This window comes from Stenotrophomonas sp. NRRL B-14846 (assembly GCF_050473585.1).
Lineage (GTDB): Bacteria > Pseudomonadota > Gammaproteobacteria > Xanthomonadales > Xanthomonadaceae > Stenotrophomonas.
This window is the reverse complement of record NZ_JBFLUN010000022.1, coordinates 1,123,016-1,141,190: the sequence shown is the minus strand read 5'-3', so window position 1 is coordinate 1,141,190 and position 18,175 is coordinate 1,123,016. Positions and strand designations below refer to the sequence as shown.

Below are 18,175 nucleotides of genomic sequence, written 5' to 3'. Positions count from 1 at the left end.
AACGACCACATTTGACATGCAGGCATTTACCTGCATATATTCCACTCAAGGGCGGCGCCTGCCGGCCCATCGCGAGGAACCTGCAATGGTGGATATCGCACATCGGGTCGGCATCAAGGCCCCCGCAAGCCAGGTGTACCAGGCCCTGGCCACGCCCGAAGGCGTCGCCGCCTGGTGGGCCGAAGACACCCAGGGCGACCGCGAGGTCGGCGGCACGGTCAAGGCACGCTTCACGAACAACGGCCAGGAGATCGGCGCGATGGAAATGAAGCTGGAACAGCTCATTCCAGGCGAGCTCGTGCTCTGGCGGTTTCTCGCCGGCCCTGCCGAGTGGATCGGCACCCACGCGCGCTTCGTGCTGAAGCAGGAAGGCGACTACTGCATCGTCCTGTTCACCCACGAGGGCTGGAAAGAGCGCGTCGAGTTCACCTCCCACTGCAGCACCAAATGGGCGGTATTCCTGATGAGCCTGAAGGCCCTGCTGGAGACCGGCAAGGGCCAGCCCAACCCACACGACGTCAGGATCGACAACTGGAATTGAAGACATCCCCATGGCGGTAGACAACGTGCGCGACGCAGACAAGGTCTTCAAGGCACTGGCCGATCCCACGCGCCGGACGCTGCTGGACCTGCTCTGCGAGCACAACGGCCAGACCCTGGGCCAGCTGTGCGACCACCTGGACATGGCCCGGCAATCGGTCACCCAGCACCTCGGCCTGCTGGAAGACGCCAACCTGATCAGCACCGTGCGCCGTGGCCGCGAGAAGCTGCACTTCATCAACCCGGTGCCGCTGCATGAAGTCTACGAACGCTGGGTACGCAAGTTCGAGCAGCAGCGCCTGAGCCTGCTGCATGACCTGAAACGAGAACTGGAAGGAGAATGACGATGTCCACAGCGTCCACCCGCTTCATCCACGTGATCTACATCGCGTCCACCCCGCAGAAGGTGTTCGAGGCCATCACCCGCCCCGAGATCGCCAGCCGTTACTGGGGCCACGAAAACGTCTCGGACTGGAAACCCGGCTCGCGCTGGCAGCATGTACGTGCCAACGAAACACGCTCGGTCGAACTGGTGGGAGAAGTGGTGGAAAGCACTCCACCCTCGCGGCTGGTCATCACCTGGGCCGCCGCCTCGCAGGCCGAGAACCCGGACGCCTACAGCCGCGTCACCTTCGATATCGTGCCCTACCAGGACATGGTGCGCCTGACCGTCACCCACGACGAACTGGAACCGGGCAGCGGCATGGATACCGGCATCCGCCAGGGCTGGCCGATCGTGCTTTCCAGCCTGAAGTCGCTGCTGGAGACGGGCAAGGGCTTGGATGTGTTTGCGAAGCCAGCGTAGTCGTCGGGATGGTTGGCCCGCGCGAGCGGCACCGGGCAGATGGCCCCCCGGTCGCCGCCGACGCACAATACCAAATCGCTCCCACAAATTGCATTTCATGGAACAATAGGGAGCACATGGTTCTCGAGTTCCGATATGTCCCCCGCGTTGCTAACTGTCGAACAGGCTGCCCAGCAGCTCAGCCTGCACCCCAAAACCGTCCTGCGGCATATCCGTAGCGGCCAACTGCGCGCGACCCGCATCGGTAAGTCCTATCGCATCACCGCTGAAGACCTCGACGTGTTCACCGGCACCGTGCGTGAGCCCTCCGCTGCGCGCCCACAGCTGACCACGGTAGTGGATATTCCCGGATGCGGTGCGGCACGTGCCGCCGACTTGGTCCGTGCCCTGCATGCGCGCGTCACCGGCCGCGAGGCCGACGATGAGCCGCTGCGCATGGAGACGATCTATTCGCCTGAGCACGATGTGCTCAAGCTGATCGTGATCGGTGGCCTGGCAGGTTCCACGGCGCTGCTGGTCAGCCTGCAGCGTCTGCTGCAGGACCACAGCGCATGAAGCGGCAGCGCCCCGGCATTCCCACGCAGCGCGTACTTGCCGCCTACCGCCAGGTGCTTTCGGACTGGCCGGTACCACACGAATCGCACCATCTCGCCACCCGCGCCGGTTCGACATTTGTGGTCAGCTGCGGCTCCGAACACGGCCCTGCCCTGGTGCTGCTGCATGGCACCCTCAGCAATGCCGCCAGCTGGATGTTCGATGCCGCACGTTGGAGCGAGTACTACCGCGTGCATGCCGTCGACATCATTGGCGAACCAGGTCTCAGCGAAGGCACGCAACCAGCGCTGGACAGCGATGCGCATGCGCAATGGCTGGATGATGTCCTCGACGCACTCGGCGTGCAAAGCGCTGCATTCGTGGGCCTGTCGTTCGGCGGTTTCCTGGCAATGGATTACGCGTTGCGAAGGCCTGCCCGGGTCAACGCACTGGTCCTGGTCAGCCCCTCGGGTATCGGGCGCCAGCGTGCATTCCTGCTCAAGGCGCTCCCATTGTTGCTGCTTGGCCGATGGGGGCGCGAGCGCCTGCGCCGTGCGGTCATGGGCCCCGCGCCACTGCATGCACCTGCACGTGCGCAGCCGCTGCTCGACCTGCTGGCATTGATCCGTGCCGAGGTCCGGCCACGTCCGCTGCGCATTCCCCGCATCAGCGACGAGCGCTTGGCTACGTTGCATCCACCGGCAGCCCTTGTCATGGGCGCGCGTGATGCCCTCATCGACACCCCTGCCGCCGCCGAACGCATGAAACGGCTCGTCCCGACGGCGGACGTCACCCTGCTGGCAGACGCCTACCACTACATCCCCGGCCTGCGCGAAGACATCCTCGCCCGGCTGCGTCGACTGCAGAGCCTCCAGCATGAATGATTCCATTGAGTACATCGGCACCACCCGTATCCTGCGCACCGAGACGCAGGGCCCCGCACTGGACGGCAACGGCCTGCGTGATCTGGTCGGCGACGCCCTCGGGCACCAGGCCGAGTGGATTGCCGTGCCGGTGCAGCGCCTATCGCCGGACTTCTTCGAACTGCGCTCCGGCATGGCCGGTCAGTGGCTGCAGATGCTGGTGAACTACCGCCTGTGCTTCGCCGTGCTGGGCGATGTCAGTGCCTACCGCGCGCAGAGCGAGTCGCTGGACGCATGGATCACCGAGTGCAACCGCGGCCACAACGGCTGCTTCGTTGCCCACTGGGATGCCCTGCTGGCTCGCCTTTCGGCCCCCGCCAGCGCGGGCTGAATGTCAGCCCCACACTCACCCTCACCGAACCCGGTTCCGACCGCACTCCGACGCCGCTCGCCACAGCATCACCCGCAGGCTCCCCAGGCGACGTTCGATGAGTGCTTCAGACGCAGATTCCCTGCACAGCAAAGTGGCGGCAGTCACCCTCGGCTTCTGGGTGATGAAGATCGCCGCCACCACCCTCGGCGAGACCGCCGGCGACCTGCTGTCAATGACGCTCAACCTCGGCTACGTGGCCAGCTCGGCCATCCTGCTGGCGATCTTTGCCGGCCTGCTGGGCATGCAACTGTCGGCGCGGCGCTTCCACCCGGTGCTGTTCTGGTCGGTGGTGCTGGCGACCAGCACCGCCGGCACCACCATGTCCGACCTGATCGACCGCACGCTCGGCCTGGGCTACGCCACCGGTGCCAGCCTGCTCGCCGGTTGCCTGGCGCTGGTGCTGTTGGCCTGGCGCCTGTCTGAAAAGTCGATCTCGGTCAGCAACATCGCATCGCGCCGCGCTGAAGGCTTCTACTGGACCGCCGTGCTGTTCTCCAACACGCTCGGCACCGCATTGGGCGACTTCCTCGCCGACGACTCCGGGCTGGGCTTCACCGGCGGCGCGCTACTGATCGGCAGCCTCATCGCGCTCACCGCGCTGGCCACCCGCATCAAGGGCATCAACCGGGTCCTCCTGTTCTGGATCGCCTTCGTGCTCACCCGGCCGTTCGGTGCCACCTTCGGCGACCTGCTCACCAAGCCGCTGGAAAAGGGCGGCCTGGGCTTCGGCACAGTAGGCTCGTCGCTGGTGCTGTTCACCCTCCTCGCCACGCTGGTGGCACTGCCGATGCTGCAGCGCAAGGCGCAGCCAGCCAGCTAGCGCGCCGTCCAGCCCCCATCCACCGGCAGCGCCGTTCCGGTGATCTGCGCCGCAGCGTCCGAGGCCAGGAACACCACCGTCTCACCCAGCTGATCGGGCGTCACGAACTGCAACGACGGCTGCTTCTCAGCCAGCAGCGCACGCGCGGCGGTCTCCTGATCCGTGCCTTCGCGCTCGGCCAACGCGGTGATCTGCTGCTCGACCAGCGCCGTCCGCACCCAGCCCGGGCAGATCGCATTGGCGGTGATGCCGGTGCCCGCATTCTCCAGCGCGGTCACCTTGGTGAACCCCACCACGCCATGCTTGGCCGCCACGTAGGCCGACTTGTTCACCGAGCCCACCAGCCCGTGCACCGACGCAATGTTGATGATGCGGCCGGCGCCCTGCTGCTTCATGTGGGGCAAGGCCGCCGCCGTTGCATGGAACACCGCCGAGAGATTCAGAGCCAGAATCGCATCCCACTTTTCGACCGGGAATTCCTCGATCGACGCGGTGTGCTGGATGCCCGCGTTGTTTACCAGGATGTCGATGCGGCCCATCGTCGCGACGGCGTGGGCGATCATTTCGCGCACTGCCTCACCACGGGACAGGTCGGCGCCATCATGCGCCACCCGCACGCCGAACTCGGCTTCCAACCGGGAACGGAGGCGCTCGATTTCCGCTGCATCGCCGAAGCCATTCAGCACGATGTCGGCACCCTGCCGCGCCAGCGCCGTGGCAATGCCAAGACCGATACCGCTGGTGGAGCCGGTGACCACCGCAACCTTTCCACTGAACATGGGCAAGCTTCCATCGGGCGTAGGCAGCCAGTGTAACGTCACCGGCCGCCGCACCCACCTCCTACGCGTCCACGCCCAATGAATACGCCAACAGGAACTCCCTGGCGTACTCATTCCCACCCTGCGCCGAAGCGCGGATCAGGTACACCGCACGTGGTACGTCCCTGGCCACACCCTTGCCATGGAACAGCGCCAGGCCAAACTCGTACATGGCCGACGGATAGCCGGCCTCCGATGCCCGCTCAAAATGCGCGGCCGCCCGCGTGACATCCTGCTCAACGCCGTCACCCGTCAGCAGGCACAGCCCCATCGAGTAGATGGCCGGGATGTAACCCTTCTCTGCGGCCTGAGTGAGGGTCGCGAAGCTCTCAGCCTCGGCATGTGCGTCGTCCTCGCCAGCAGGTATCGAAGAAGAAAGGAACAACGCTTCGGCACAGCCTCGCGCAAGAGGCGGAGCGAGCAGCCGCCGCGCCGCCGCGATGTCACCACGGTCGAGCACCTCATCGAAGTCAGCCGTGAGCTGGGTGGGCATGTTCGTCATGGCGCAGGTGTCCTTCCTGTTCACGGGCATCCGTTCGCCCCGCTGGCATTATGCCTGCACCATGCCGGGGCATTCCGCCAGCCCCACAAGACCGGGTGACCAGAAGACTCTCCGCGTCCATCGATGTTGGCCCTATAGTCAACGCCATCCACCCAAGGATGGCCCGATGAACCCCTGCACCGCCCTGCTGCCCGCCGCCCTGATCGCGCTGCTCGCCCCCGCCACCAGCATGGCCGCACCGACCGCACAACCAGCCACGCCACTCACCACCGGCAGCGTGCGGCTGGATATTGCCAGCGGCCGTGTCGAGGGCGATGTCTGCATGTCCAACCTCCCAGCCGCATCAAGTGGCTCGTTCGTGCTCAATGCCGGCCTGAACGTCGCGCGGGTCACCGACGGTGACGGCAAGCCGCTAGGGTTTGATGGCTGGTACGACCCGGGCGTAGACGGCGAGGCGCGCGTCTACACCCTGGCCGAGCCCACCGCCACGCTCTGCGTGCAGTACGTGGGCGCGTTTCCGCTGTACCCGAAGCACGACGCCCTGGGCGACTTCAAAGGCATGATGGCCTTCAACGGCGACAGCGCCCGCTTCACCGAGCAGTCCGCCTGGCTGCCGCAGGCGTTCGACCCCAAGGCGCGCGTTCGCAGCAGCGAAAGCCGCTACGACCTGCAGGTGGATTGCGCCGGCTGCCGCTTCCTGTATCTCAACGGCAGCCCGGCCATCGAAGGCGCGCGGGGCCGCTTCCGCAGCGACAATGCAAGGCCGATCCTTCTGTTCGGCGGCAGCGGCCCGATCACCCGCACCGCGCAGGTTACGATCCTCAATGAGACCCTGCCCCCGGCCAAAGTCGATGCACTGTCCAACACGGTGCAGAAGGTCGCCGACGTGCACAGCCGCTACATGGGCGTGCCGCTGGCCGACCGCCCCACCTTCCTGCGCATGGTCACACTCAACCAGATCGAGCGCGACCGCGAGGGCAGCGAGTGGGGCTTTGCCACCTGGCCCACCGTCGCCATGAGCGGCAGCATCGGCAACGTGGCCGATTCACTACTGGCCGGTGGCGAGAACGCCGAGCGACGCGTGCAGTACATCGCACACGAAATGGGCCACTACTACTTCGGCACGCTGAACCGTCCGCAGGGCCCCTACTTCTGGGTGCTTCTGGAATCCAGCGCCGAGTTCCTGTCGATCAAGGCGCTGCGCGAGATCAGTGGCGATGCCGCGGCGGAACGCTACATCGCGCGACTGCAGTCGGCCATCGAGAAGCAGGAGAAGCCGCTGCCCGCATTCGATGCCATTGACGGCAGCTCGGATCTGGGCGAGATGTATCGCTACGTCTATGCCCCCTTGCTGCTGCTCTCGCTGGAGAAGCAGGTGGGCGAAGCGAAGATGCAGGCCTTCATGCGCGGACTGCTGGCCGCGCCTTCGCCGAGGAACTGGGAGGAGCTGCAGGCCATCGCACTGAAGGCCGGCATCGATGCCAACGCCTGGGAGCATTGGCGGGCAAGCTGTGTGGCAGGTGGCAAACCGAGGTGCCGGGGCTGATGCCTCCACGGGCATCCACCGCCTGATCGCTTCACCAACAAGGGCGCCCATTGGCGCCCTTGTTGCTTCCAAGCGAATCAAGGCCGAAATGTCGCTTACGCCCCGTCAGCATGGGTAGAATTGGCCAAATTCTGTCGTACAAGGCCATGCCATGGATCACCCTCTTGTTGAGGTTCGGGGCGCTGCCCAAGCGCTCAGGGAGTTCGCCGAAGCCCGTGACTGGGCCCAGTTCCACTCCCCCAAGAACCTTGTCATGGCCCTTTCCGGCGAAGTTGGAGAGCTGAACGAGATTTTCCAGTGGATGACCGAGGCCGACTCCTTCAAGGCAGCGACTTCAGAAGCCACTGCAAGCGCCGTACGCGATGAGATCGCCGACGTAGCGCTGTACCTCATCCGGCTGTCGGACGTGCTCGGCATCGATCTGAACGAAGCCGCCAGCAGCAAGCTGGCCACCAATGCCGCCAAGTACCCGGTGGACCTCTCGCGGGGCGTCAGCACCAAGTACAACAAGCTGTCGCAGCCATGATCGTCTACCAGGCAGACAAGGCATCCTTCCTTCGTCAATGCAACGACGAAGAGATCGAGGAGGTCATCCGCGCCAGTTTCAAGGCCGCGACGAAGGGTGACGTGGGCGAGTCCGAGATCCGGTCCTGGCGCGAGTCGCTTCGGTACGTTGCGCGTGCACTCACCCATCACTCCATTCCCGATGACATCGGCGTGGCGGTGGAGTTCATTCTTCCCCAGTCGAAGAAGCGCATCGACGTCGTCCTGACCGGTCACGCCGAGGATGGCTCGCCGCACGTCATCATCGTCGAGCTCAAGCAGTGGTCCGCCATCAAGCCGACCAAGCGCGACGCCATCGTAGAACTTCGTGAAGGACAGCCACTCGTCCACCCCAGCTATCAGGCGTGGTCCTATGCTGCGTTCCTGGAAGGCTTCAACGAAGCGGTCCATGAAGGAAAGCTCCAGCTGCACCCCTGCGCCTACCTGCACAACTACGTGCCGGACGGTGTCATCAACTCGCCGCACTACCAGCCCTACATCGAGCGTGCCCCACTCTTCCTGAAGAGCACCGGGGATCTGGAAGGGCTGCGTAGCTTCATCAGCCAATACACCTGCAAGGGCGGTGGTGCGTCCGTGCTTGCCGAACTGGAGAATGGCCGAATCCGCCCCTCCAAGGCGCTCGCCGACGACGTGCATCGGCTGCTGAGGGGAAACAGCGCCTTTGCGCTGCTTGATGAACAGAAGCAGGTATTTGAAGCTGCGAAGGCCGCGTGTGCCCAAGCGCACGCCAGCGGAAATCCACGTGTCGTCATCGTTGAAGGTGGCCCGGGCACGGGCAAGTCGGTTGTCGCGGTGAACCTTCTCGCGGCGCTTCGCGATGGGTTGACCGTCAAGTACATCTCCAAGAATGCAGCGCCTCGTGCCGTGTACAGCAACACGCTCATCCAGAAGCCCGAGAACGCCCATCTGGTGCATCTTTTCGGTGGATCCGGCTCGTTCACCGAATCGGCGCAGAACGCGTACGACGTATTGGTCGTGGATGAGGCGCATCGCCTTACTGAGAAGAGCGGATTCTATGGCAACCTCGGTACGCACCAGATCCAGGAGTTGATCAACGCCGCACTGTGCAGCGTGTTCTTCATTGATGAAGACCAGCGTGTCACGCTCAAGGATATCGGCACCAAAGAGGCCATTCGTGACTTCGCACTCGCCCGTGGCGCGACGGTAGAGGAATACGTCCTGTCCTCGCAGTTCCGCTGCGCAGGCTCGGACGGCTATCTCGCATGGCTGGATGACGTGCTGCAGATCAGGCCCACCGCAAACACAACGCTGGACGAGAACAGCTACGACTTCCAGGTCTTCGATGATCCGTCCGCGCTGCATGCCGCCATCGAAGCCAGGAACACCGGCAACCGCGCCCGCGTGGTCGCTGGCTACTGCTGGCCGTGGAACAGCAAGAAGAACAGCAAGGAGATGGACATTGTCATCGGCAACTACCGGCGGCAATGGAACCTCAATGACGACGGAAGCCTTTGGATCATCTCGCCGGATTCGGTTGACCAGGTAGGCTGCATCCATACCTGCCAGGGGCTGGAAGTCGACTACATCGGGGTGATCATCGGACCGGACCTGGTCATGGAAGACGGCGCCCTCAAAACCGTGCCTCGCGCGCGTGATCGGCACGACAAGACCATGAAGGGTTTCGTGAAGCTCTCAAAGTCCCATCCCGCCCATGCCGCCGAGCTTGCGGACACCATCATCAAGAACACCTACCGCACCTTGATGACCCGAGGGATGAAGGGCTGCTACGTCTACGCGACCGATCCGCAAGTTGCCGCCTATTTCGCAGCTCGACTGCAGCGACAGGCAGCCGTCGAACAGGCGGTTGAGGTAGAGGCCTAAGCGCCTCCACCTGACAGCTGACCAGAGGTAGATCCACGCCACGCGTGGATGCTCTCTCTCAACGCCCCATCACTTCCAATGATCCGGCCCCAGGAACGGCAGGCTCAACACAAACACCGGAACCGCCACCGGCACCAGAGCCGCACCCAGCACCTTCCCAGCCGCCGTCCCAACACCCGGCTTGTCCTCCCTCTCCGGCAAGATCCGCTGCGCCCGCGCATTGATCGGCTGTGCCAGCTTCCCCTTCTCCGCCAACGCGGCAGCGTCCGGCAACTTCACCCGCTCGCCATCGCCCTCGAACAGCGCGCTGTAATAGCTGCCGCCTTTCTTTGAAAGATTGCAGACACGATCAAACGCCAGCGCATAGCGGGTCCGGTCCAGCGGCAGGTAGTAGCGTGCCCGCTCTTCCACGGCCTTGGCCTCGCGCGGGGTGACCTCGATCCGCTCCAGCTTGAACTGCGCGGCCTGTTCCGGCGTCACCTGTTCCGGCCGCAGCAGCAGCGCATAGCTGCCGTGCACCTTGGCCTTGTTGGCCGGGTCGCGCCAATCCTCATGGAAGTACATCTGCGCACAAGCCACCGCCTCGCGCAGCGGGCTGTCCATCAGCGCACGGTACTCGCGGAACGGCGCGGCATTGAAACGCATCGGCTCTTCAAAGCGCGGCAGCAGGTACAGCTGGCCGTCGTCGGCTACGAACGCACCGGTGATCTCGCGGCTTGAGGTGTGCTCCTCCGGGCCACTGGCACAGCCGGACAGCAGGCCAAGGCACAGGGCGGTGAGAATGAAAAAAGACGTTCGCATGTCGTGTTCGAGGGCTTCCCTGGGAAAACGGCCACGCCCGGGAGGACGAGGCCAGCCCGTCATGGTGCCACGGCACCACATGCGATGCAGAGCCCGCCTTACTTCAACCGCTCCACCAACCGCTGCCCCACCTCCAGCGCCGAAGCCGGGTTCTGCCCAGTAATCAGCTCACGGTCCACCACCACATGCCCGGTCCACGGCGTGGCATTGCTGCTGAACTTCGCACCCGCCCGCTGCAACGCCGTCTGCGGGTAGAACTTCATCTCACCGCCACCCAGCAGCGGCTTGGCCTGCTCTTCTTCCTCGTTGCTGATCACCGTCATCTGGTAGCCGCTGTAGATCCACTTCGGCGTAGCCGGCATCGCACCCGCATCCAGCTTCGCCACGAAACCACCGGCATCCGGCAGCGTGGACAGCAGCGCGATCGGCCCGTGGCACACCAGCGCGGTGGTCGTGTTGCGCTGGTGGAAGTCGGCCAGCAGCTGGCCCAGCGCTGGGCTCTTCAGCAGGTCCTGCATCGGTGCGTGGCCACCGGGAATGTAGACCGCATCGAAACGCGCGTAGCCCTGCTGCTCGACGCGCGCCAGGCTGACCACGGGCGAGGCCGTCGGCGAGGTCAGCGCCAGTTTCTCCAGCAGCTCCTTGTGCAGCTTCAACTGCGCCGCATCGTTGCCGAAGAACGCCGGTGTCACCGAGGACGCATCCACCGTCGGCGCTCGCCCCTGCGGCGTGGCGAAGGTCACCTCGTGGCCCGCGTCCAGCAGCAGCTTGACCGGCTGCATCAGCTCGTTGAGATAAAAGCCAGTGGACAGCGCCTTGCCGTCCTTCAGGTCCAGGTGGTTTTCGTCGGACAGCACCACCAGCACGTTGGCGGCATGCGCGCCGGTTGCGGCCAGGGTCAGGGCCAGCGCTGCGGCCAGCCGGGTCATCAGGTTCATGGGGAGCGCCTATCGGGGAATGGCGGCCACTTTATTCATCGCCCCAGCGGCGATAAATTGGCCCCATCGCAAAACATCTGTTCCCCGGAGAGCCAAATGAGCCGCAAGTTCGACTACCTGGGCGACGTGGAGGTGTTCCTGGCGGTGGTCGAGCACGGCTCGTTCACCGCCGGCGCGGTGGCACTGTCCACCACGCCCTCGGTGCTGAGCCGTGCGGTCACCCGCCTGGAAGCGCGGCTGGGTCGGCAGCTGCTGCAGCGGACCACCCGTCGCGTGGGCCTGACCGACGCCGGGCGGCTCTATCTGGAACAGGTGCGCACCGCCTTCGGCCTGCTGGACGACGCCGAGCGCGACGTACTGGCCCAGGACGGTGCGCTGGCCGGCCGCGTGCGCCTGAGCGTGCCCACCACCTATGGCCACTACCGGCTGCCGCCCGTGCTGGCGCGCTTTGCGCAGCAGTACCCACAGGTGCAGGTGGAACTGAACATCACCAACCGAAACGTGGACCTGGTGGCCGAAGGCTTCGACCTGGCCATCCGCCTGGGCCAGCTGCCGGACAGCGGGCTGGTGGCACGCAAGCTGGAAGACGCGCCGCTGCTGCTGGTGGCGGCGCCGGACTACCTGCAGCGCCGCGGCACGCCGCAGACGCTGAACGACCTGCAGCAGCACCTCTGCCTGCCCTTCGTGATGCCGCGCACCGGGCGGCTGGCGCCGTGGGTGTTCCGCGAAGGCGGGCGCGACGTGGACTGGCTGCCGCGTTCGTCCATCGAGACCTCCGACGATGTGCTGGGCGTGGTGTCGCTGGCCGAACAGGGCATCGGCATCTGCCAGAGCTATGCGTTCATCGTGCGGGAGCGATTGCAGCGTGGGGAGCTGGTGGAAGTGCTGCCGCAGTTACGGGGAAGGTCGCGGCCGTTCTCGGTGATCTATGCACCGCACCGAAGCCAGTCGGCGGCGGCGCGGGCGATGATTGAGTTGCTGGTGGGGAATGCGGTTGAGGCTGGCGTCGGTTGAAGCCCCAAGGCTCGCTGGCGGTGTCGGGTTTGAACCGATTTTCGGGGTGTGCGGTTGATCGGGCGCCGTTGCCATTCGGTGCGGATTAAGAACTGTTGCAAAGAAGGCTATCGCGCTATTTGCTTGTGGCATGGGCGATTGCGCCACTTTGATCCGGAATTGACAGGGCAGTTGCGCGAATGCGTCTACTGGCGTCGCGTGCTGCACGGATGGTGCGTGCAACAATAGTTCTTCGCTCTCGGATTCCGCGATTCCTTCGCGAATTTCTATTGGCATTCGAAGCGACTGCGTAACCAACATGACGTGCCACCGACAACGGGTGGCTCCGGGTCTGCAAACCCGCGACGATTGTTGTGCCTGTTGTTTACGCTTGCCCGTCGGCACCGTCCTTAACCGGTGCCGGCGGGCAATCCGTCGGCCTGTATGGCGGGCGGTGCGTGGGGGTCTTCAGACCCACCGGTCATGGCACTGCTTCGTCCCGGTTTGCAGCCACGCATCGTCCGCCACCCTCTTCTCGGTGGCGCTGTTAAGCACAGCCACGGAAGCCGACGCCATGAACGAATCCGACACCTTCTCCTCGTACACCGTTGTTGAACCCATCAACGACGACACTCCCCTGCCCGACCTGAACTCCCTGCTCGGCATCCTCAAGCGCATGCGCGGATGCGAGGGTGCCGATGGGCATCCTTGGCCAGAATCCGATGTATCGCCCGGCCGACGTGTGAGCCTGGCCAGAACCGAGCGCGCGTTGGTGGGGCTGCTGACAGTACTGGAGGTGCTGCACGCGGCAGACCGCTGCCGAGTGGCAGCGGAGCCGGAGCGGCACTTGGATGAGGGAACTGTCGATGGGTTGTTTCTGGCTTGCCGGGGGTTGGCTGAGTGGGCTTGTCGGGAGGTTAGGCCGGCGTGACTTGTCACTCGATTGCACTCCGCCAACAATCAACGGTTCCGCAGAAATCAACCCAGGGCATCCTGCCACAGCCGCAAAGTCAGACGCGCTGTCGGATCACGGCCGTTATATCGATGAATACAATACTTCTCCGAACAGAAATACAATAAACCATTCCGCACCTACCGCGATCGATATATTGTGCCATCGTACTCCTCCTCATCGATCAGAATTTTGATAGCACCCGATTGGACATGACGCAAAATAAGAACTTCCGGACTGTACGAGTACGAGTAGTTATATTCAGAGCATACGAATACAAGGCCATTGGCTAAAGGAATCCGCCTATCGTACTCGCAGCCTTCAAATTCACCATCAACCCTTGTCTCGTCAACTACGCCGTATCCTTCTCTTGCAAGATCCTCCAAATCACCTGCGAAAGCAATTGCGCTTACTGCGAGCAAGAAGATTGAGATAAGTGACCGCACAAATCCCCCTTTTGTGTTTCCATCTCTAGTTCAGAAAAGATCCGTATCTTCCGGCGCATCACAAAGTAGCTCCAGTTGATACGCACCAGCGCGGGTGAAAAACCCTCATACGCCACGAAGCATATGTCCCACCATATGTTCCCGATACAAGACGTCGCCGCCAATCGGCAGAACGCCGCCTCAGGGCCTGAGGATACAACTATACCCCGTAAACCGCATCGGCCGGAGCGAAGGCGGTGGCTGGATACGCCGAAGGCAGTTGCAACCACCTTCGGCCTGGCGCAAAGTTCAACTATCAGGGAGGGATGAGCAATGGGAAGCTCGCGCTTATCGGCAGAACAATGGCTTAACTCAGAGTACGCGGCAGCGAGGGCACTACATTGCGGGCTCTGCCATTCTAAGGTGCCACCAAGCCCGCACTTTGACCTTCTGCTTATAGTGGATAGCTACCTGGCAGCCAATCTGCCGCTAAGCGCTCTGCCAATGCACTTGTCGCGCAACCTCCATGCCAAGCGCGCTCGGACCCAGGAGGACGGAGAGCGCCGAGATTTCCTAAAATCCGACCAGCACTTGCCCCCTCCGATCCAGTTCATCTGCATGTGCGGACGTTTGGCTCCAAACGGCAGCGAGGGACTAGCTAAGTCTAGAGGCATACGTTCTTCCTCGGCACTGAATCCTGAGACCGCTCCGATGAATAATTCCAGCCTCCAGCCAATAATCTGCACGAGTCGACCCCAGAGCTCCGCACCTTCCACAACAGGAATTTCACTTTAAGTGAAAGGGGAGTGGCCATAAATGCCGAACACATTGATTGCTCGACGACCCGATCAATCCATTTCCCTCAATGCGTGGCCAGCCAATATACCGGCCCAGCAACGCCACCTTGAATCAAGCGATACGACATACAACCTAAGAATACAAGAAAACTTCCGAGCAAATAAGCATCTAACCAGGGGGAAGAGACGTGCCAAAGAAGAAGAAGAAGAACGAAACCTTCCATGGAACACTAACACTGTCGATACGACTACTCCGGAAAAAATGGAGCATCACCAACTCACTAAGAAAAGAAAGCCAACTGGAACGAGTGGAAGCCAATGAAGGCCAGATCTACATTGCGCAAACACCAGAATCAGCACCTAAATGGCTAAATATAATCAATGAATTCTCCGAGTCGGGAGATATTCAACTTGAGAACAAGAGCTGTTCGGCAATTATATTCATAGAAGTACAACCTGATGATCGGCGTCAGAGCTCTCGAACTTTTGCCCTAACTTTCGGAACAGGCCATCACGCCTTGGAGCATGATGCATTTGTGCGCGGCTTCGGTCTAAAGGTTGCGTTAAACTCAATTTCTCGAAGTGCACTAAAGAATATTGACACTGCCACACTAGACAGCACAACCATTCAAAGAAGAATTCAAGCAAGCCGAAAATCAGATCTAAGCGGATTCGGAATCGACTTCCAGAGCGACCTTCTCCGTCTTGCGGGAGGAGTACCTACGGATTCAAATTTCGCCAAAGCCATTACTGGTCGCGACGCCCTAACGTTAACCACGAAAATTTCATCAAGCGAAGTAAAAGGAAAATGCAAGGAAGCACTAAAACTATTTAACGCAAATGATTACAAAAAGGACTTCTCTTTTGTCGATCACATAATTCCAGCACATGACAAAGCAACAACCAATGCGCTAGACAGAAAACTATTCTCCGAAGTGAAGGCTTTACTGAACGGTACGCCATCAGATCTACACATCGCCACCCCCGAAGTAATAGATCCCGAAGAGACGAGGAGCTTTGCATATTTTGGCCTTGGATTTAATTCCGGCACAAAGAATACCTATGAAGAAATTGCAATTGAAGACTACATCCATGAGCTCTCTTCCGGACGACCTAATGATGTATCGGACATAGCAAGCCTAAAAGCCAGCCACGAAATAATGATCGTCACCAACGGACATGGGGACAAGACTAAACGCCAGAGGATATATGATTGCTTCGTTTTTGAAGCAACCTATAACTCGAAAAGTTATGTAATCTTCTCTGGCAGCTGGTACTGCATTGAGAAAAAATTCTTTGATCTTGTAAACAACGAGTTCAATTCACTCATCCACAAGCCATTCCGAAAATCAACAAGTGCAAAGAATGAGCAAGAATTCATAGAGGAACTCAATAGCGACCACAATCTGTTAAATCTTGACAAGGTCAAGGCATCCCCTTCGGGCGCCAAAGGATCAAACTTGGAACCATGCGACTTCCTCTCGCGAAAGAAGGAATTCATCCACCTAAAGGATGGACATAGCTCTGCTCCCATAAGTCACTTATGGAATCAGGGACTAGTCTCCGCCGAGAGCTTTCTTCGCGACGAAGTTTTCCGAAAGGCCTTTCGAGACTCAGCGATTGAACGACAGAAGAACTTTAAGAAAGCTGGCTTTGAAAAAATACTACCTGACGGGAGGTCAAAGCCCAACGCATCAGAGTATAAAGTTATATTTGGCGTCATGCGCCACCGCTACACAAAAAGCAATAAACTCGGGCTACCTTTCTTTAGCAAGGTCAGTCTCCGGGCAGTGGCCAGTCGCATCCAGCTAATGGGCTATACGGTGGAAGTTCATCTCATTGAAAAGAAATAGATGTGAAACATCGCTAAGAATTGTCGATGTAACAACGACTCCAATCAGACCAAATAAATAAGGGCGCCTCTCGGCGCCCTCGTTCTTTCAACTCATTCCCACTCAATAGTCGCCGGCGGCTTCCCCGAGATGTCATAGACCACCCGCGACACCCCCCGCAACTCATTGATGATCCTGTTGCTCACCGTACCCAGGAACTCATACGGCAGATGCGCCCAATGCGCCGTCATGAAGTCGATCGTCTCCACGGCCCGCAGCGCAATCACCCACTCATAAGCCCGCGCGTCGCCCACCACGCCCACCGACTTCACCGGCAGGAACACGGCAAACGCCTGGCTGGTCTTGTCGTACAGGTCCGCCTTGCGCAGCTCATCAATGAAGATGGCATCGGCCTTGGCCAGCAGCTCGGCGTACTCGCGCTTCACTTCGCCCAGAATGCGCACGCCCAGGCCCGGGCCCGGGAACGGATGGCGGTAGACCATGGTGCGCGGCAGGCCGAGTTCGACACCCAGGCGGCGCACTTCGTCCTTGAACAGCTCGCGCAGCGGCTCCACCAGGCCCAGCTTCATGTGCTCCGGCAGGCCGCCCACGTTGTGGTGGCTCTTGATCACGTGCGCCTTGCCGGTCTTGCTGCCGGCCGACTCAATCACGTCCGGGTAGATGGTGCCCTGCGCCAGCCACTTGGCGTTCTTCAGCTTGTTCGACTCTTCGTCGAAGATCTCAACGAACAGGTTGCCGATGATCTTGCGCTTGGCTTCCGGGTCGCTCACGCCTTCCAGCGCGGCGAAGTAACGGTCGGCGGCGTTCACGCGCACCACCTTCACGCCCATGTGCTCGGCAAACATCGCCATCACCTGGTCGCCTTCCTGCCAGCGCAGCAGGCCGGTATCCACGAACACGCAGGTCAGCTTCTCGCCGATGGCCTTGTGCAGCAGCGCAGCCACGACGGACGAATCGACGCCGCCGGACAGGCCCAGGATCACTTCGTCATCGCCCACCTGTTCGCGCACACGGGCGATCTGGTCGTCGATGATGTTGGCGGCGGTCCACAGGGTCTGGCAGCCGCACACGTCCACCACGAAGCGGCGCAGCAGCGCCTGGCCCTGCAGGGTGTGGGTCACCTCCGGGTGGAACTGCACGCCGTACCAGCGCTTTTCCTCATTGGCCATGGCGGCCACCGGAATGCGGTCGGTGGTGGCGGTGATGGTGAAGCCCGGCGGCGCGACGGAGACGTGGTCGCCGTGGCTCATCCAGACATTCAGCTTCGGCTCGCCGCCGTGGTCGCTCAGGCCCTTGAACAGTGCATCGGGGTTGATCACGTTCACTTCGGCGTGGCCGAACTCGCGCTGGTCAGCGGCTTCGGTGGCACCGCCCAGCTGCGCGGCCAGGGTCTGCATGCCGTAGCAGATGCCGAAGATCGGCAGGCCGCTGTCGAACACTTCCTGCGGTGCGGCCGGGGCACCCGGCAGCGTGGTCGATTCCGGGCCACCGGACAGGATGATGCCCTTGGCGCCGAACGCGGCGATCTCGGCCGGGTTGTGGTCCCACGCCCAGATTTCGCAGTAGACGCCCAGCTCGCGGATGCGGCGGGCGATCAGCTGCGTGTACTGCGCGCCGAAATCGAGGATGAGGATCTTGTCGTTATGGATGTTGGTCATGGTGCCGTTCCAGTGGTGTTTTTCGCAGCGCCCGGCGCTTCAAGGCTCTGCGTCAGCGTGGCGATGAACGCCTCGCGTTGTTGAATATGTGAGGGGTCTTCCTCGTCCCAGCGCAGCATCAGCAGGCCGTGCGGTGCGTTGGGGTTGGAGCGGTCGGCGCGCGGCAGCTCGGCGATTTCCTGCACTTCGGTGCCGGGCACGATGCGCCGTTGCAGCGCTGCCATCGAGACGCCCGAGTCCGCAGCGCCCCAGGACGCCCAGCGCACGCTCATCCGTGCGGGCTCCAGCGCGCCTAGTACCGGCGTCAGCACCGGATCATCCGGCCCGTGCAGCAGTTCGGTAATGCACTGCAGGGTGACCTGCAGCGGGCGCTCACCGGTGCCTTTCAGCAGCCAGCGCTGCTCGCCAGCGGCCTGCACCTGCCAGCCCTTCGGCAGCGAGAACGCGTTCTGGCACGCCTGCACGTCCTGCAATTGCGAAACCGCCGCGCC

The 18,175-nt window shown here is 61.9% G+C and carries 19 protein-coding genes; 13 read left to right on the top strand and 6 right to left on the bottom strand.

All coding sequences use genetic code 11. The features are described 5' to 3' along the window. The first annotated feature begins 85 nt into the window (after nt 1–85). The 7 genes from AB1281_RS07570 (at nt 86) to AB1281_RS07540 (ending at nt 3,995) form a co-directional block, all read left to right on the top strand. Nucleotides 86–541, top strand: a complete 456-nt coding sequence (locus AB1281_RS07570) for an SRPBCC family protein (protein ID WP_049445797.1) — start codon at nt 86–88, stop codon at nt 539–541. 10 nt (nt 542–551) lie between these two features. Beyond that, a complete protein-coding gene (locus AB1281_RS07565; RefSeq protein ID WP_049445795.1) occupies nt 552–884 on the top strand; it encodes an ArsR/SmtB family transcription factor in 333 nt (110 codons plus the stop codon). A gap of 2 nt (nt 885–886) precedes the next feature. Then, nucleotides 887–1,345 (top strand): SRPBCC family protein, encoded by a 459-nt coding sequence (locus tag AB1281_RS07560; protein ID WP_430345474.1) that lies wholly within the window; start codon nt 887–889, stop codon nt 1,343–1,345. Between the two features lie 135 nt (nt 1,346–1,480). Continuing rightward, nucleotides 1,481–1,900: a helix-turn-helix domain-containing protein gene (locus AB1281_RS07555; RefSeq protein ID WP_049445792.1), complete on the top strand. Its 420-nt coding sequence runs from the start codon at nt 1,481–1,483 to the stop codon at nt 1,898–1,900. Further along, a complete protein-coding gene (locus AB1281_RS07550) occupies nt 1,897–2,763 on the top strand; it encodes an alpha/beta fold hydrolase (RefSeq protein ID WP_049445790.1) in 867 nt (288 codons plus the stop codon). Before AB1281_RS07555 ends, AB1281_RS07550 begins: the two co-directional genes overlap by 4 nt. Further along, nucleotides 2,756–3,133: a DUF4180 domain-containing protein gene (locus tag AB1281_RS07545; protein WP_119007846.1), complete on the top strand. Its 378-nt coding sequence runs from the start codon at nt 2,756–2,758 to the stop codon at nt 3,131–3,133. Before AB1281_RS07550 ends, AB1281_RS07545 begins: the two co-directional genes overlap by 8 nt. A gap of 97 nt (nt 3,134–3,230) precedes the next feature. After that, on the top strand, nt 3,231–3,995 hold the full coding sequence (locus AB1281_RS07540; RefSeq protein WP_430345473.1) for a COG4705 family protein: 765 nt from the start codon (nt 3,231–3,233) through the stop codon (nt 3,993–3,995). On the opposite strand, the gene AB1281_RS07535 is transcribed toward AB1281_RS07540, so the two are convergent. Next, entirely contained in the window at nt 3,992–4,774 is a 783-nt protein-coding gene (locus tag AB1281_RS07535) for a 3-hydroxybutyrate dehydrogenase (protein WP_430346981.1), read from the bottom strand. The genes AB1281_RS07540 and AB1281_RS07535 overlap by 4 nt on opposite strands. A 61-nt stretch (nt 4,775–4,835) precedes the next feature. After that, nucleotides 4,836–5,315, bottom strand: a complete 480-nt coding sequence (locus tag AB1281_RS07530; protein ID WP_430345472.1) for a tetratricopeptide repeat protein — start codon at nt 5,313–5,315, stop codon at nt 4,836–4,838. Nucleotides 5,316–5,481: 166 nt separating this feature from the next. Between AB1281_RS07530 and AB1281_RS07525 the strand changes: the two genes are divergently transcribed. From AB1281_RS07525 to AB1281_RS07515, 3 genes are all read left to right on the top strand, one after another. Continuing rightward, the gene (locus tag AB1281_RS07525) at nt 5,482–6,861 is read left to right on the top strand and encodes a hypothetical protein (RefSeq protein WP_430345471.1); all 1,380 of its coding nucleotides are present in this window, start codon (nt 5,482–5,484) and stop codon (nt 6,859–6,861) included. 151 nt (nt 6,862–7,012) lie between these two features. Then, nucleotides 7,013–7,387 carry a nucleotide pyrophosphohydrolase gene (locus AB1281_RS07520; protein ID WP_430345470.1) on the top strand — a complete coding sequence of 125 codons (375 nt, stop codon included), beginning with the start codon at nt 7,013–7,015 and terminating at the stop codon, nt 7,385–7,387. Further along, nucleotides 7,384–9,267: a DNA/RNA helicase domain-containing protein gene (locus AB1281_RS07515; RefSeq protein ID WP_430345469.1), complete on the top strand. Its 1,884-nt coding sequence runs from the start codon at nt 7,384–7,386 to the stop codon at nt 9,265–9,267. Before AB1281_RS07520 ends, AB1281_RS07515 begins: the two co-directional genes overlap by 4 nt. A gap of 69 nt (nt 9,268–9,336) precedes the next feature. On the opposite strand, the gene AB1281_RS07510 is transcribed toward AB1281_RS07515, so the two are convergent. Further along, nucleotides 9,337–10,068: a hypothetical protein gene (locus AB1281_RS07510; RefSeq protein WP_430345468.1), complete on the bottom strand. Its 732-nt coding sequence runs from the start codon at nt 10,066–10,068 to the stop codon at nt 9,337–9,339. 98 nt (nt 10,069–10,166) lie between these two features. Continuing rightward, nucleotides 10,167–11,006 carry a type 1 glutamine amidotransferase domain-containing protein gene (locus AB1281_RS07505; RefSeq protein WP_430345467.1) on the bottom strand — a complete coding sequence of 280 codons (840 nt, stop codon included), beginning with the start codon at nt 11,004–11,006 and terminating at the stop codon, nt 10,167–10,169. A 96-nt stretch (nt 11,007–11,102) separates the two neighbouring features. On the opposite strand from AB1281_RS07505, the gene AB1281_RS07500 reads away from it, so the two are divergent. From AB1281_RS07500 to AB1281_RS07490, 3 genes are all read left to right on the top strand, one after another. Beyond that, nucleotides 11,103–12,020: a LysR family transcriptional regulator gene (locus AB1281_RS07500; RefSeq protein ID WP_430345466.1), complete on the top strand. Its 918-nt coding sequence runs from the start codon at nt 11,103–11,105 to the stop codon at nt 12,018–12,020. Between the two features lie 553 nt (nt 12,021–12,573). Further along, nucleotides 12,574–12,930, top strand: coding sequence for a hypothetical protein (locus tag AB1281_RS07495; protein ID WP_430345465.1), 357 nt, complete (start codon nt 12,574–12,576; stop codon nt 12,928–12,930). 1,431 nt (nt 12,931–14,361) lie between these two features. Then, on the top strand, nt 14,362–16,026 hold the full coding sequence (locus AB1281_RS07490; RefSeq protein WP_430345464.1) for a DUF6119 family protein: 1,665 nt from the start codon (nt 14,362–14,364) through the stop codon (nt 16,024–16,026). Nucleotides 16,027–16,118: 92 nt separating this feature from the next. On the opposite strand, the gene guaA is transcribed toward AB1281_RS07490, so the two are convergent. Together guaA and AB1281_RS07480 are read right to left on the bottom strand one after the other, a co-directional pair. Beyond that, nucleotides 16,119–17,684, bottom strand: coding sequence for a glutamine-hydrolyzing GMP synthase (guaA, locus tag AB1281_RS07485; RefSeq protein ID WP_005413109.1), 1,566 nt, complete (start codon nt 17,682–17,684; stop codon nt 16,119–16,121). Continuing rightward, nucleotides 17,681–18,157, bottom strand: coding sequence for a hypothetical protein (locus AB1281_RS07480; RefSeq protein WP_071228954.1), 477 nt, complete (start codon nt 18,155–18,157; stop codon nt 17,681–17,683). Before AB1281_RS07480 ends, guaA begins: the two co-directional genes overlap by 4 nt. Nucleotides 18,158–18,175: the final 18 nt, after the last annotated feature.

What these genes read in the sequence shown, in the direction of transcription:
- AB1281_RS07570 (WP_049445797.1), top strand. Translation starts at nt 86, where the DNA reads ATGGTGGATATCGCACATCGGGTCGGCATCAAGGCCCCCGCAAGCCAG.
- AB1281_RS07565 (WP_049445795.1), top strand. Translation starts at nt 552, where the DNA reads ATGGCGGTAGACAACGTGCGCGACGCAGACAAGGTCTTCAAGGCACTG.
- AB1281_RS07560 (WP_430345474.1), top strand. Translation starts at nt 887, where the DNA reads ATGTCCACAGCGTCCACCCGCTTCATCCACGTGATCTACATCGCGTCC.
- AB1281_RS07555 (WP_049445792.1), top strand. Translation starts at nt 1,481, where the DNA reads ATGTCCCCCGCGTTGCTAACTGTCGAACAGGCTGCCCAGCAGCTCAGC.
- AB1281_RS07550 (WP_049445790.1), top strand. Translation starts at nt 1,897, where the DNA reads ATGAAGCGGCAGCGCCCCGGCATTCCCACGCAGCGCGTACTTGCCGCC.
- AB1281_RS07545 (WP_119007846.1), top strand. Translation starts at nt 2,756, where the DNA reads ATGAATGATTCCATTGAGTACATCGGCACCACCCGTATCCTGCGCACC.
- AB1281_RS07540 (WP_430345473.1), top strand. Translation starts at nt 3,231, where the DNA reads ATGAGTGCTTCAGACGCAGATTCCCTGCACAGCAAAGTGGCGGCAGTC.
- AB1281_RS07535 (WP_430346981.1), bottom strand. Translation starts at nt 4,774, where the DNA reads ATGTTCAGTGGAAAGGTTGCGGTGGTCACCGGCTCCACCAGCGGTATC.
- AB1281_RS07530 (WP_430345472.1), bottom strand. Translation starts at nt 5,315, where the DNA reads ATGACGAACATGCCCACCCAGCTCACGGCTGACTTCGATGAGGTGCTC.
- AB1281_RS07525 (WP_430345471.1), top strand. Translation starts at nt 5,482, where the DNA reads ATGAACCCCTGCACCGCCCTGCTGCCCGCCGCCCTGATCGCGCTGCTC.
- AB1281_RS07520 (WP_430345470.1), top strand. Translation starts at nt 7,013, where the DNA reads ATGGATCACCCTCTTGTTGAGGTTCGGGGCGCTGCCCAAGCGCTCAGG.
- AB1281_RS07515 (WP_430345469.1), top strand. Translation starts at nt 7,384, where the DNA reads ATGATCGTCTACCAGGCAGACAAGGCATCCTTCCTTCGTCAATGCAAC.
- AB1281_RS07510 (WP_430345468.1), bottom strand. Translation starts at nt 10,068, where the DNA reads ATGCGAACGTCTTTTTTCATTCTCACCGCCCTGTGCCTTGGCCTGCTG.
- AB1281_RS07505 (WP_430345467.1), bottom strand. Translation starts at nt 11,006, where the DNA reads ATGAACCTGATGACCCGGCTGGCCGCAGCGCTGGCCCTGACCCTGGCC.
- AB1281_RS07500 (WP_430345466.1), top strand. Translation starts at nt 11,103, where the DNA reads ATGAGCCGCAAGTTCGACTACCTGGGCGACGTGGAGGTGTTCCTGGCG.
- AB1281_RS07495 (WP_430345465.1), top strand. Translation starts at nt 12,574, where the DNA reads ATGAACGAATCCGACACCTTCTCCTCGTACACCGTTGTTGAACCCATC.
- guaA (WP_005413109.1), bottom strand. Translation starts at nt 17,684, where the DNA reads ATGACCAACATCCATAACGACAAGATCCTCATCCTCGATTTCGGCGCG.